Here is a 14,385-nt window from a genome sequence, read left to right as displayed (position 1 = left end):
TTCGGGTATGGGGCCGACGTTGACTATGGCCAGTTCGGCGATGCGACTCACAGAACCAGGAAGTCGACGTATCGGAGCGGTAGTCGGCCTAATTGGATCAATCCGTTTTGGTATGTGCCCGATCAGGTTGTATTCACATCGATCACCGGCGGCGATCGGATGGTAATCGTCTATGGCGACAGTATCCGTGTGGTGGACGTCTCGGGTCGGTCCCCGGTTATTGTCGCAAAGCTGCGTCTTGAGATCGGCTATCCCGAGGCGATCCTGCAGGACCTGCTTCTTCTTGACGACCGTCTGCTGTTGATATTCCAGGGAGGTGCGACCAGCCTTCCCTTGGACACCGCAGCTCCTGACATCGACCGATTCGCCGGCAGCGTGAACCGGGAGGACTTGAGATGGACCACTGTGATCGCGGAGATCGGCCTCGGCGATCCTGAACCGAGAGCCACTCGCTATCTGCGTCTTCGGGGACAATTCGTGGATACCGAGATCAGCGAGGACGGGAAGCTGCGTCTTGTCACCGGTTATGAGCAGCGGAGACTGCCCGGGGAGACTCATCCCGGCGACAACTACGGGATGTCCGCGCAGGAATCGCTGCAGCACAATCGGGAACTCGCTGCGGCGACGCCGCTGGAGAGCTGGATGCCCGAGTACCGGCTTACCGACGGCGACGGCGCAGTGGTCGCGTCGGGAATGCTGGGCGATTGCTCTCGCGCGTACCGTCTGGGGGAGTTCGCTGGACCCGGGGTGCTGAGCATCGTCATGCTCGACATGGCTGATGCCGGCATGGAGCCGCCGAGCGATGTGGTGTCGGTGATGGCGTCCGCGGCGAGCGTGACCTCCTCGCCCGGCAGTGTGTTCGTGACCACGAGCCCGTACCGCTACGAGCTTGGGGCAACAGACGTGCGCAAGGTCCAGACGGACGACCCACATGGGGACGTCCACCGCTACGAGTTCTCAGAGCACGGCTCGCCGCAGTACTCGGCGTCGGTCGGGATCGCCGGATGGGTGGGCGGAGCGCGCGGTGCGCGGGTCGTCGGCGACACTCTCAGGCTGCCCTATTTCTGGTTCGACCATCCCGACGACTCGCACGACGGCAACGAAGGACTCCTCGTCTTCGACATCGCCGACGGCGACCTGAAGCTCAAGCAACGAGGCGAGGTGCTCGCCGGCTCCAGCGCACTCACCTCTGTGGCCCACACATCGAAAGCCGCCGTCTGGACCGAACTGCGTGGCGCAGGCGAAGACGACCACGCGCACGTGGTCGACGTGTCCAACCCGTCAGGAGAAGTGAACGTCAGCAAGATCATTGCGATCCCTAGTGCTTGGGATGGCTTCACAGAGATCGGCGACGACCTGCTGCTCTATGTCGGGGACAAATCCGGTCCCGCCGTCGAAGTCCACAAGCGCACCGTGCTCCTGCTCGACGTCTCGAACCCCGCCAGTCCCCGAATCGCAGGCCAAGCAGCGGACGGTTTCGCAATCGGCCACCACTGGTCAGCGCACCCGACCGACGAAGGCGCCGTCACGGTCGTGCCCCTCGAACCTTGCGATCGCGACAATTGCACCGTCGCCGTCATCACCGCCACTGCTGACGGACTAGCGCAACGAGGCACCGTCGCGCACCGCAATTTCGTCATCACCAGCGAACTCGTCGGAGACATCCTCTACACGATCACCCCCACGGACATGATCGCCACCGACCTCACGACGATGGAAGAGACAGGCCGTCTGACGTGGCGGACCGAGTGACGCAGCCGGTGACCCGGCCGGGCGTTCGGCACCGCTGTCGGTCAGCCGGGGCCTGTCGGACGCTCCCTTGTCAAGCGGCGAGCGCGAAGGGTTGCTTTCGGGCGGTTTCGTCGCGCCACGTTCGGCGGATGACGCGGTTGGCGAGTTGGCGTTTGTGGGCTCGTCTGGCTTCGCGTCGGGTTTTGCCTTCGCCGGCTTTTCTGGCGAGGTAGGCGACGGCTTCGGGCTGGGTGCGCTGCTGGGTGACCGACGCGATGTGCAGGACAGAGTTGATGTGCCGGTTGCCTGTGAAGTCGAGCCGGTGCTTGACGGGATCACCGGCGCCTTTGCCCGATGACAGGGCGACGACGCCGGTGCCGCACCAGCGTGCGAATTTCGATTCGCGGTCGAATCGGGTGGGGTCGCCGACCTCGCACAGCAGGATGGCTGCGGCGATGGGGCCGATGCCTGGCTCGTCGCGCAGGTTGGTGCCGTGACGGTCGAGCAGCTCGTCGATGAGACGCTCCAATCGGCGGATCTCGCTGCGCGCAGCGCGGTCTTGGTCGATGAAGTTCTGGAGTCATTCGAGCCGGTGCCAGCCGGCTGGGGTCGTGGCAGTGTCGGGGTCGATGTGCTCGAGGCGGCGCAGCCGACTCTCGATCTTGCCGGTCGCGGTGAGCTGGTCGCGCACCTCGGTGGGCAGCTTGGAGATCTGGTCGCCGACGTGGTGAAGCATCAAAGTGCGAGCAGCCACAAGGGTTCTGCGATGCTCGAGCACCGCCTCGATCTCGGCGACGAGCGGGTCGTAGGCCTCCAGAGCCTGCACCGGGCCCAGGGTGGGCTCGGCCAGCAGTGCCCTCGCTGAGGCGACCGCGTCGACGGCGTCGGTCTTGTCCAGCTGCCGCGAGCGGCGCTGCGCCGCCGAACGCGACGCAGGGACCTCTCGGGCGTCGAACCTGGCTGCGGCGAGCGCGACCGCGACGTGCGCGCCCCACTTGGCTGATCCCTCGACGCCGACCTGACGGACACTGTGAGCGTCGAGCAGGTCGATCGCGGCGCCGTAGCCGGCGGCGGTGTTGTCGAAGGTGTCGTGAGTGATCTCGACGCCGTGGGCGTCGACGATTCCCACGGTGAAGGTGTCCTGGTGGGGGTCGATTCCCCCGACTGCAGATGTCATGCTGTGCTCCTGCTGGAAGTGAAACTCCGGTGGGTCCGGGATCGGCAGGGGCGCTTCGTCACAACCGAGTCGCCACAGTCGGGCTCCCTACTGGACAGGAGCGCTCCTGCCGGCCCCACGCTCCACGCGACAGGTCAGACAACAGGCACAAGGCCAAAAAATTTTGTGGAGTCATCGCCGAGCGCCGGACCGGCTGTGTTGCGTCTGACTTCGCGCGACAGGTTCTGAGTTTTTTCAAGCAGCATCGGGCAGGGTTGGCGGTCTCAGCGTGTTCATGAGGAATGGATGCTCGATTCTCGCAATGTCGATTACTTGAGGTATTTCGACTCGGATCCGTTCATCGTCGCCGTCAAGTATCTTGGCGGCGCGTTTATCCCGGAGTCCTCGCCGAGTTCGTACATGGTGCTGGTGGAGGCGGACGAGTACCGATGCCATCGCGAGGTCCGCACCCGCATCTCTCCTCTTGAGAGCAGGTGGGACACGCTTGAGGCTTTGTACCGGAGGCCTGAGGTGGTCGAGTCGCCCGGTTTCGCGTGGTTCCCGTGGCACGAGGACGCACCGGAGTGCCCGCTGTGGGTGTCGCTGGCGCCGGACCGTTCGCGATGGGGGGTGCTGACCTATGCTCAGGTGGCACGCGCCCGGGGGCTGCAGGCGCAGTTCGTGGGCCGGCCGCCTGATGAGTGGCCGCCGCTGCCCGAGGCGCCGGGGATGTGCCCGTCACCGCGATGGGAGCATCTCGGCAGATTCCCAGGGGTGCCTCACGATCTAGGCGATCTGACGGTGTACCGGCATCGCGGGGGCTGTCTGATCGCCGAGCGAGGACCGGCCGTTGCGGGGTTCCGTCCCGGGGTTGACGGGCCGTGGGACGTTTATGACTACGAGTCGGACCCGTGGGCGATCTGGGCCTGCGCCACATCCAGCACCACGAGTCCCAGCAGTGATCTTGCGAGCGTCTGGTGCGACAGCGATCTTGCCCACAACGCGCGCATCGCTGAGCTTCACGCAGCTCATTCGCCCGACACCCACCGCATCGATCCCACAGCAAACCGGTAGCAGACGCCAGCGGGCATCGGTGAAGCGCAGCGAGGGGTGCGAGGCGTCTGTCGGCGGCGGGCGGAGCCACTTCTGGGCGGGGTTGCCGGTGCGGCCGCCGACGATGCATCGATTCGATGTGGTAGGCGATGTGGTTGATGCGGTGGCGTACGTGGGTTCCGATGACGGCTGCGGTTGTCGTGGCGGTGGTGTTGGCGTTTGGGTGCAGCGATGAGGGTGCGGACGATGTGGTGGGCGGCTTGTCGGGTCATAATCTTTGGGGTCCGCCGAGCGATGCTGAGGTTGCGGCGGCTCGCGAGCTGCAGTTGGCCTATGTGGGCGGCAGCACTGATGTGTTTCCGCCGATCGATCCTGACGCGCCGTGCCCGAACGGGGTGCCCGACGGCGAGTCGCTGGCGGTGGTGTTCCGGGTTCGGCGGGGCTGTTTGTGGTCCCAGCGCGCCCATGAGGAATGGTTGCTCACTTCTCGCAGTATCGATCACGGGAAGTATTTTGATTCGGACCCGTTCATCGTCGCCGTCAAGTACGTCGAGGAAACTTTCGAGCAGTTCATGCCGACTTGGTACATGGTGCTGGTGGAGACGGACGAGTACCGGTGCCATCGCGAGATCCCCAGCTACATCGAGGTTCTCGTAAGCAGGTGGGACATGCTCGAGATTTTGTACCGGAATCCCGCAGTCGTGGAGTCGCCCGGGTTTGCGCGGTACCCGTGGCACGAGGACGCACCGGAGTGCCCGCTGTGGGTGTCGCTGGCGCCGGGCTATTTCCAATGGGGGCTGCCCACGCGTGTTCAGGCAGCAGACGCCCGGGAGCTGCAGGCGCAGTTCGTGGGCCGGCCGCCTGGTGAGTGGCCGCCGCTGCCCGAGGCTCCGGGGGTGTGCCCGTTACCGCAGTGGTGGGAATTCCAACCCAGCACTGGAATGAGGTTCGACCTCGGTGAATTGACGGTGTTCAGGCATCGCGGGGGCTGTCTGATTGCCGAGCGAGGACCGGCCGTTGTGCGGTTCCGTCCCGGGGTTGATGGGCCGTGGGACGTTTATGACTACGAGTCGGACCCGTGGGCGATCTGGGCCTGTACCAGGTCCAGCAGTGATCTTGCGAGCGTCGGGTGCGACAGCGGTCTTGCCCACAACGCGCACATCGCTGAGCTTCACGCAGCTCATTCGCCCGACACCCACCGCATCGATCCCACAGCAAACCGGTAGCAGACGCCAACGGACATCTGAGAAGTGCTGCGAGGGGTGCGAGGCATCTGTCGGCGGCGGGCGGAGCCACTTCTGGGCGGGGTTGCCGGGGCGAACTGCCGGTGCAGCTGCCGACGATGCGTCGATTCGATGTGGTAGGTGATGTGGTTGATGCGGTGGCAGGTGTGGGTTCCGATGACGGCTGCGGTTGTCGTGGCGGTCGTGTTGGCGGTTGGGTGCAGCGCTGAGGGTGCGGATGATGTGGTGGGCGGCTCGTCGGGTCATGAGTTGTGGGGTCCGCCGAGCGAGGCTGAGGTTGCGGCGGCTCGGGAGCTGCAGTTGGCCTATGTAGGCGGGGCCGGTGTGTTTCCGCCGATCGATCCTGATGCTCCGTGCCCAAAGGGGGTGCCCGACGGCGAGTCGTGGGTGGTGGTGTTCCGGGTTCGGCGGGGCTGTTTGTGGTCTCAGCGTGCCCATGAGGACTGGATGCTCGACTCGGCCACTGTCGAATATTGGAGGTACTTCGACTCGGATCCGTTCATCGTCGCCATCAAATATCTTGGCAGAGGTTCTATTCCGGAGTCCCGGCTGAGTTCGTACAAGGTGCTGGCGGAGACGGACGAGTACCGGTGCCAGAGCGAGGTCCCCGACGTCAGCCCTCCTCTCGAGAGCAGGTGGGACAGGCTTGAGGCTTTGTATCGCGCTGCGAGAGTCGTTGAGGTGCCCGGCTTCGCGCGGTTCCCGTGGCACCAGGACGCACCCGAGTGCCCGCTGTGGGTGTCGTCGGCGCCGGGCCATTTACGATGGGGGCCGCCCACTCATGCCCAGGCGGCACGCGCCCGGGAGATGCAGGCGCAGTTCGTGGGCAAACCGCCCGATGAGTGGCCGCCGCTGCCCGACGCGCCGGAGACGTGCCCCCCACCGCGATGGAAGCAAGTCGCGCGCAGCCCAGGGGTGTATCACGATTTCGGCGATCTGACGGTGTTCAGGCATCGCGGGGGCTGTCTGATTGCCGAGCGAGGACCGGCCGTCGGGGGGTTCCGCCCCGGGGTTGACGGGCCGTGGGACGTCTATGACTACGAGTCGGACCCGTGGGCGATCTGGGCCTGCACCAGGTCCAGCAGCGATGCGGCGAGCGTCGGGTGCGACAGCGATCTTGCCCACAACGCGCACATCGCTGAGCTTCACGCAGCTCATTCGCCCGACACCCACCGCATCGATCCCACAGCAAACCGGTAGCAGACGCCAGCGGACATGGGAGAAGTGCTGCGACGAGCGCCAATCATCAGTCCGCGGCGGGCCGAGCCACTCCCGGGCGGGGTTGTCGAGGCAATACAAGTCAGATCGGTGTGCCACACATATCCGACACTCAATCCATAGGAATGTGACATGAATTCGCTAGGTTCTGACGGCCGAGGCGCCGCCGGCAGCTCGACGCGGCCTCGCGAGGAGGCCTGTCGTGTTCAGGAATCGGTGCCTGCGGGCGTTGGCGTGTGTCGTCGCGTTGGTGGCGTTGCTGCCCGCACCCGCAGCAGCGGTGGATCCGCCGATCGACGGTCTGCCGAGTACTGAAGTCTCGGCTCCTGCCGACTCCGCGGGGGCTTCCACCGGTCAGGCCGCATTGCAGCCGACTGGCGGCAATGCCGTTCCGGCTCAGCGGACCATCGAACCGTTGCCCACGCTGGCGGCGGTGACAAACCTCGAAGGCGAGTGGCGCGCACCCGGTGTCGTGTCCGTCGACTGGAGTGACGTGCCCGACGCTGACGGCTATGAGATCACCGTGCTGGCGAGCGGCGAGTGGCTGCTGCTCGACCCCCGAAGCGATATCGCCGGTGTGGTGATCGAGTTTGACGGTTCGTCTGCCCAGGTCGCCGGGCTGCCAACGGACGCCTCGTCTCATTGGCTCGCCGTGAGGGCGCGCAACGCTCAGGGCTTGGCGCCGTGGTCCCACAGCGTCGAGGTCGACGTTCCGGCGTCGACCGCATCGGGCGCGAGCGAGCTGGCGAGCTTCGACCCGTTCACCACGCCGACGCGTTCGGGGATCGATCTCGAGAGGCTGCGCGAAGGCGCAGCGACCATCACACCTGAGGAGGCGGACTGCGACTCGGTGCCCGCGCTCGATGTCGCAGGCGTCACCGTCGTGGACCCTCCGGCGGATCTCGGCGACTCCGACGCCGCGCCGACGGTCCTTGAGGTGGTGCGCATCGCCGGTGCCTGTTTGGTGGTGGAATACGTCGAGCTGGACGGGCGCACTGCTGCGCAGGTGCGCGAATTGCTCGCGGGCGATGACAGTGTCTTCGCTGCGGGAGTTCCGCCGCGGGACGTGCGCGTAGCTCACGACGACGGCGCGCACGCACCCCACACCGGCGGTCATCACAACGACGGTGCGGGGGAGCAGTGGCATCTGCCGCAGCCGGAGATGGATCGCTTGTGGGCCGGCTGGAAGGATGAGAACCCGGTCACGGTCGCGGTCCTCGACACTGGCGTCGACGAGGATCACCCCGACCTCGAGGATCAGATTGTCACTGGCGGTCTCGACGCCTGCCATCGGGAAGGCTCAACTTCCCACGGCACGCTCATGGCGGGCATCATCGCCGCCAAACTCGACCGCGGCACTACCCCGGATACCTATGTTGCCGGAGTCGCGCCCGACGCGAAGCTCTTGCCGATTCACGTGGCGCCCCCGATGGGTACGCCTACGGCAGAAGGCTGCACCTCTCTCGGGCCCTACACGGCCGCCGTCGCCACAGCGGTAAACAGCGGCGCACGTGTCATCAACTTGTCTCTCAGCGTGGACATCGGGATAGATGGCGACAATACCCAGAACGTAGGTGGCGTTGAGATCAGTTCCAAAGTCACCGACGACACGTTCGAGCTTGCATCGCGTGCAGCGGCGATGCTCGGGGTGGTGGTTGTCACAAGTGCCGGCAATTGCGGTGATCCCAGATTTGTGAGCAACAAAGAAACCGGAGAGCTCGTCCCCCACTACCAGGAACGCGGGAATTGCACCGAACTCAACGAGGACAAAGCGCCAGCGGTGTACAGCTTGCAGGGCGATGTGATTACGGTTGCCGCTATCGATGAGAGCGGCGAGCGGGCTGCGTTCAGCACAGTGAGCGATTCGGTCGACATCGCAGCGCCTGGCACCCACACAGATGACGAGAATGGCATATTGACGACAGCGAAGTGCGTCTCACCTACGGAGTGCGGCACTGGTTACGCCGATGGCACCTCGCCGGCGGCGGCGTATGTCTCGGGTGTGGTGGCTCACATGTTGAACCGTCATCCGGGGGCGACGGTGGGCCAGGTCCGAGCGGCGTTGGAGCATTCCGCGATCGAGCCTCGTGTTCCGGACCCGACTTCGTTGCCGGTTCCATTTCGGACGCCGCGTGGCCGTGACGGCGATTTCAGCATCGTTCCTCAGCCGACGCGGGAGTTCGGACGCGGGATCGTGGATCCTGCGGGGGCGGTGACGCAGTTGGGCCGTTTGCTGTTGGGGGGTGTGACGCCGAAGGGTCCGCATGGCGGGTTCGTGCAGGTGTCGGCGGGCAGCGGACATTCGTGCGGGTTGCGGGCGAGCGGGCAGGTCTTGTGCTGGGGTGACAGCGATGTGGTCGCCGAGACGCCGGTGTTCGCGTTCACGTCGCTGTCGTCGCCGCCGACGGCCGGTTACGTGTGCGGTGTCCGCATCGACGGGGCGGTGCAGTGCTGGGGCGATGTTCCGGCGGTGCTGGCGACTGCGGTTGCAGGTTCCGATATGGCCGATGCGCCCGACGGCAGGTTCACCGAGGTCGCTGTCGGAGACGCGCATGTCTGCGGATTGCGGCCTGCGGGGGGTGTGGTGTGCTGGGGCGACAGCTCGAATGACCGAACCGCGGTGCCGTTCGACAGGTTCGGCAGCGAAGCTGATGACCGTGCGACGGCGATCGTTGCCGGTGCTGCGCACACGTGCGCCATCACCGATTCGTCCGATTTGGTGTGCTGGGGTGATGACTCCGAGGGCCAGTTGCCGCCGTCCACATTGCCGTGGGCAGTGAGGGAGGTTGCAGCCGGTGCCTCGCACACGTGCGTCGTCAATGTGAATTCGAAAGTCTCGTGCTGGGGAGACAACGATCACGGTCAGCGGGGAGCTCCCGGCGGCCAGTTGGAGGGCATCTCCGCGGGCGCGGATCACACCTGCGCACGCGACGCCGAAACCGATTCTGCCGTGTGCTGGGGGCTCAACTCGCTGGGTCAAAGCGATGCACCAGCCGGGCGTGTTGCCCACGTGTCGGCCGGTGGGCGCCATACATGCGCGCTGGACCCGTTCGCGAGCTTGACCTGCTGGGGCGACAACCAATTTGGGCAGTCGAATCCGGCGGTGCTGGCGTCGCTGACGCTGACGGACACCGACAGCGGGCTTGATCTGCTGGCCGGCGATTTCGATTCGGGGACGTTCGAGTACACGGTGGATGCGGTCGCGGACGCGGTGAGAGTGGGCTGGACGCTCAGCGATGGAGCGCGGCTGGGACTGGTGGTGAAGGCGTTCGATGCCGACGGCGACGAGGTGGCGGAGGGCGGTTCGGTGCGGCTCACGCCGGGCGCGGTGCTGAGGATTCGGGTGTCGTCGCTGTGGGGTTTCGGCCCCGAGCGGGTGTACAAGGTGACGGCGGAGGATCCGCCGCGTCTGTTGTCGTTGAGTATGCGCAATGTGATCGGCGGGTTCGACTGCCCGGGTGCGGGCTGCAGGCGGCTATATCTGAATCCGGAGTTCGATCCTGACTTCTTGTGGTACCGGACGTCCGTGCGGCCCTATGTGAGCCTGTTGACGGTGGAGTTCACCGCTGCGGGCGGCACCGTGACGGTGATGCCTGCTGATGCTGATACCGCTGTAGAAGGCCATCAGGTGGCGTTGACCTCCACTACCGGGTTTGCCTCGGTGGATGCAGGCAACTTCCATACATGCGGGCTGCGCAGCGGCGGGTCGCTGCGCTGCTGGGGCGCTAGCTACCCGACAGTGACGGACGTGCCCTCGGGGCGGTACTCGCAGGTCTCAACGGGTTGGGGTCATGCGTGCGCCGTCACGACGGGTGGAAGCGTGCGCTGCTGGGGTGACGACGAATTTGGTCAGTCTCAGCCGCCGTCGGGACGATTCTCTTCGGTGTCGGCAGGCTGGGGCCATACGTGCGGCCTGAAGACCGACAAGACCGTGGCGTGCTGGGGCTACAACTTCAGCGGCCAGTCGCGGCCGCCGGACGGCATGTTCTCGGCGGTTGCTGCTGGGGGCAATCACTCGTGCGGGATTCTCACCAGCGGGTCGCTGCGCTGCTGGGGGCTGAACAGCAGCCGTCAGGCGAGCCCGCCGGGCGGAACGTTCATGTCGGTGTCGGCAGGCTGGCGGCACACCTGCGCTGTCAAGGATGATGCGACCGTGGCGTGCTGGGGCAACAACGGTTCGGGCCAGACAGCCGCGCCGGCGGGCTCGTTCGCGGCGGTGTCGGCAGGGCAGAACCATTCGTGCGGGCTGAAGACCGATAAGACCGTGGCGTGCTGGGGCGCGAACGACAGTGGTCAAGCGCGCGTTCCCGCGGGTGCGTTCGTGTCGGTGTCCGCGGGGCAGCACCATTCGTGCTCGCTGAACGCCGCTGGCACAGTGGTCTGCCGAGGTTCGACCAGCGCCGCGCGGGCGGCACTGGACCATCGCTTGGTGATCACGGTGTCGAGCAGCGTCGAACCGGCCCGCACAACGGTGTACACGGTGCTGATTGACCGCGTCTTCTTTGTGCTCTCACCTGAGGCACAGGGGGGCGCCGACGCGGTTGACGCGGCTCGCAACGCCATCATCGAAGCTGCGGACCCGTCAGCGAAGACCCGCGCTGCTCCTGCGAGCGACAGCGCTGCAGCGTGCACTCCGACCGTGATCCGGTTTGCCGACGCCGAACTGCGCTCGGGCGTGGAGGCCGCTTTGGGAAAGAACGCGGGCGAGCCGATCAGCCCCTCTGAGCTGGCCGGCCTGACCGAGCTGCGGCTGCCGCGCAACGGCGACAATGCGGACGCGCCGGCGATTGTCGACCTGTCGGGCCTAGGAGGGGCGACCGGATTGCGGGTGCTGGATCTGGCCGGGCACAGCGTCTCCGATGTGTCCGCCTTGTCGTGTCTCGGGCGCCTGGAGACGCTGGTGCTGTCAGCCAACCCGATAGCGGACACAGCGCCCTTGTCGGCGCTGACGACGCTGACGACCCTGTGGCTCGACCGCACCGGCATTGATGATCTGTCCGACCTCGCGTCGCTCACCGGCCTGCGGCGCCTGTTTCTGTACGGCAACAGCATCGACGACATCTCAGACATCTCGGCTCTGAGCTCGCTGACCGATCTGTACCTGGACCACAACGCCATCGACGACATCGCAGCCGTGTCAAGCCTGACCGGCCTCGCACGGCTCGGGCTCGGCGGCAACGACATCACCAGCCTCGACGCCGTGCGGGCGCTGCACGGGCTCGAGCATCTCTACGCATACGACAACGAACTCACCGACATCGGCGTTGTGTCGGGACTGTCGGGTCTGGACTCGCTGTGGGCGTCAGGCAACACGCTCACTGAGGTGTCCGCTGTCGGGAAGCTGGTCGGCCTGGACTACGCGGATGTGCGCCGGAACCGCATCAGCGACATATCGCCGCTCGACGCGCTCACCGGGGTGGTGCATGCGGTGCCTCAGCAGGACGGCGTGGTGGCATTCGCCGACGGGGTGCTGGCCGCGGTCGTGCGAGCCGCGCTGGGCCAGGCCAGCGACGAGACGGTCACCGAGGCGCAGCTGGGCAAGCTGAAGACGCTGAGCCATTTCGGCAGCGACTCAGCAGGCCGCATTCGCGACCTGAGCGGCCTCGAGCACGCTGTGTCGCTGACCGAGCTGAAACTGCGCGACCATCGTGTCCGCGACGTCTCGCCGCTCGCGGGCCTGAGATCGCTGGTAGCGCTCGACCTGCAGCAGAACGGCTTCACCGACCTCGCGCAGCTCGCGTCGCTCACACGCCTGAAACTGCTGGGCCTGATCGGCAACGGCATCGCCAGCCTCGACGCGTTGCCGGTGATGGCGGGGCTGGAGAAGCTGTACTTGGACATCAACCGGATCAGCGACGTGTCGAGGCTCGCGGGCTTCACCGGCCTGGACCGGCTCGGTCTTGCCTCGAATGGCATCTCGGACATCGCGCCTCTCGCGCATCTCACTCGCGTGGACACGCTGACACTCTCAGACAACCCCCTCATGGACATCGACGCGTTGGCCGGTCTGACCGACCTGGCATATCTGGAAATGAACTGGACCGGCGTCGCCGACCTCACGCCGCTGGAGAGCCTGAGCAATCTGGTGGTGCTGGACGCCGCTGGCAACGGCATCACGAGCATCGATGCGCTGCGCGGACATGCCGCGCTGGTAGGCCTCTATCTTGACGACAACCAGATCAGCGACATCGCACCGCTGGCCGGCTTGGGACATCTGCGCACGCTGTACATCGCCCGCAACCGCATCACCGACTTCACCTCCCTCGACACCCACGAACAACTCACCGTCCACGGACACGACCAGCAAGCCCCTCCACCGGGAACGCAACCAGACAAGGAATGAGCATGAGCACAGGACCGCTGGCAGGAGTACGAGTGATCGAGTTGCAGGGGATCGGCCCGGGGCCCTTCTGCGGGATGATGCTCTCCGACATGGGTGCGGAAGTCATCCGCGTCGATCGCTCGGCCAGAGTGCGAGATCACGATGCTGACAACCCGCCCATCGATGTGCTGGCGCGCGGCCGTGCCTCGATCGGGCTCGATCTGAAGAACCCTGACGGCGTCGAGGCGTTGCTGCGCCTCGTGGAGCATTCCGACGCTCTCATCGAAGGCTTCCGCCCCGGCGTGATGGAACGGCTCGGCATCGGGCCTGACGAGTGCCTGGCTCGCAACCCGCGGCTGGTGTACGGCCGGATGACTGGCTGGGGCCAAGAGGGCCCGTACCACCTCGGTGCCGGACACGACATCAACTACATCGCGCTCGCCGGGGCTCTCGACCCGATCGGCCGCAAGGGAGAGCCGCCGATCGCGCCGCTGAACCTGGTGGGCGACTTCGGCGGGGGCGGCATGCTGCTGGCGTTCGGCGTGGCGTGCGCTCTGTTCGAGTCCCAGCGATCGGGCCAGGGCCAGGTCGTCGACGCGGCAATGGTCGATGGCGCTGCGACGCTCATGGCCATGTTCCACTCGATGCGGGCACTGGGGGTCTGGAACGACGAGCGCGGCACGAACATGCTTGACACGGGCAGCCACTTCTACGACGTGTACGAGTGCGCCGACGGCAACTACATCTCGATCGGATCGATCGAACCCCAGTTCTATGCCGAGCTGCTGCGCCTGACCGGTCTCGAGGCAGACCCCGAGTTCGCCAAGCAGAATTCGCGCAGCGGCTGGCCCGAGCTCAAGGAACGGATCGCGGCGGTCTTCAAGTCGAAGACCCGTGACGAGTGGTGCGAGATCATGGACGCCACCGATGTGTGCTTTGCCCCGGTGCTGACCTTGGCAGAAGCCCCGCAGCACCCGCACAACGTCCACCGTGACGTGTTCTGCGAAGTGGCCGGAGTGGTCCAGCCGAGCCCGTCGCCGCGCTTCAGTCGCACCGTTCAAACGGTGCAAGGACCCCCGGCGCATCCCGGCCAGCACACCGACGAAGTGCTGGCGATCGCCGGTTACGACACAGACGACATCGCGAAGTTGCGCGACACCGGTGCCGTTGCCTGAGACCCCCGACGGCGCACCCGGCGAGGCGGGCGCCGGCGAGCCCGGGCATCGGGAGCCGACCAGCGCGCCGCTGGGCCTCGACCGCAAGCTGGTGCCGCTGTACACCGAGGCAGCGGCAGTTGCCGAGATCTCGCCGGCCAGTGCCTGCGCCTTGGCGCGGCTGCTGCTGCGCAACCTCATTCGAGCCCAAGGGCTGCGCGGCCGTCACCTGGTACGCGACATCAGTGAGTTGGTGTCCGCCGGCGCACCGGTCGGTCTGCTGCGGGCGCTCGACGTCATCAAGCTCAGCGACGTCGAGGCGCGGCGCCCCGGCGAGCTCAATCTCGCCAATGGCCACGGCGACGCACAGAACCTGCTGATGTTCATCCACCTCTTCACGCAGCACATGTCGCTGCCACCCACGCCGCCGCAGCAGACAGAGCCGCATGCCTCGTTGCCACCGCAGCAGCCGAACGACGCTGCTGGTCCCGCGTCCTCCCGGTGAGC

General features: G+C 66.1%; 9 protein-coding genes. 7 read left to right on the top strand and 2 right to left on the bottom strand.

Annotation, left to right across the window (positions count from 1 at the left end):
• The first annotated feature begins 114 nt into the window (after positions 1-114).
• A complete protein-coding gene (locus ACOGJB_RS05620; protein ID WP_419839831.1) occupies positions 115-1,752 on the top strand; it encodes a beta-propeller domain-containing protein in 1,638 nt (545 codons plus the stop codon).
• A 70-nt stretch (positions 1,753-1,822) separates the two neighbouring features.
• Here the strand turns inward: ACOGJB_RS05620 and ACOGJB_RS05615 are convergent, their stop codons facing one another.
• Together ACOGJB_RS05615 and ACOGJB_RS05610 are read right to left on the bottom strand one after the other, a co-directional pair.
• The gene (locus ACOGJB_RS05615; protein ID WP_419839830.1) at positions 1,823-2,260 is read right to left on the bottom strand and encodes a transposase; all 438 of its coding nucleotides are present in this window, start codon (positions 2,258-2,260) and stop codon (positions 1,823-1,825) included.
• 51 nt (positions 2,261-2,311) lie between these two features.
• Complete coding sequence (locus tag ACOGJB_RS05610; RefSeq protein WP_419839829.1) at positions 2,312-2,908, bottom strand: IS110 family transposase; 597 nt, start codon at positions 2,906-2,908, stop codon at positions 2,312-2,314.
• Between the two features lie 285 nt (positions 2,909-3,193).
• On the opposite strand from ACOGJB_RS05610, the gene ACOGJB_RS05605 reads away from it, so the two are divergent.
• The 6 genes from ACOGJB_RS05605 (at position 3,194) to ACOGJB_RS05580 (ending at position 14,383) form a co-directional block, all read left to right on the top strand.
• Complete coding sequence (locus ACOGJB_RS05605) at positions 3,194-3,961, top strand: hypothetical protein (protein WP_419839828.1); 768 nt, start codon at positions 3,194-3,196, stop codon at positions 3,959-3,961.
• 161 nt (positions 3,962-4,122) lie between these two features.
• The gene (locus ACOGJB_RS05600) at positions 4,123-5,166 is read left to right on the top strand and encodes a hypothetical protein (protein WP_419839827.1); all 1,044 of its coding nucleotides are present in this window, start codon (positions 4,123-4,125) and stop codon (positions 5,164-5,166) included.
• A gap of 174 nt (positions 5,167-5,340) precedes the next feature.
• Complete coding sequence (locus tag ACOGJB_RS05595; RefSeq protein ID WP_419839826.1) at positions 5,341-6,384, top strand: hypothetical protein; 1,044 nt, start codon at positions 5,341-5,343, stop codon at positions 6,382-6,384.
• Positions 6,385-6,604: 220 nt separating this feature from the next.
• Positions 6,605-12,745, top strand: a complete 6,141-nt coding sequence (locus tag ACOGJB_RS05590) for a leucine-rich repeat domain-containing protein (protein WP_419839825.1) — start codon at positions 6,605-6,607, stop codon at positions 12,743-12,745.
• A 2-nt stretch (positions 12,746-12,747) separates the two neighbouring features.
• The gene (locus ACOGJB_RS05585; protein ID WP_419839824.1) at positions 12,748-13,899 is read left to right on the top strand and encodes a CaiB/BaiF CoA transferase family protein; all 1,152 of its coding nucleotides are present in this window, start codon (positions 12,748-12,750) and stop codon (positions 13,897-13,899) included.
• On the top strand, positions 13,886-14,383 hold the full coding sequence (locus ACOGJB_RS05580; RefSeq protein ID WP_419839823.1) for a hypothetical protein: 498 nt from the start codon (positions 13,886-13,888) through the stop codon (positions 14,381-14,383). The genes ACOGJB_RS05585 and ACOGJB_RS05580 overlap by 14 nt, the downstream gene beginning before the upstream one ends.
• The last annotated feature ends 2 nt before the right edge of the window (positions 14,384-14,385 follow it).

It is taken from the genome of Candidatus Poriferisodalis sp., from assembly GCF_965208895.1.
GTDB lineage: Bacteria > Actinomycetota > Acidimicrobiia > Acidimicrobiales > Poriferisodalaceae > Poriferisodalis.
The sequence above is the reverse complement of the archived record's forward strand: the minus strand, read 5'-3'. Positions and strand labels throughout refer to the sequence as shown.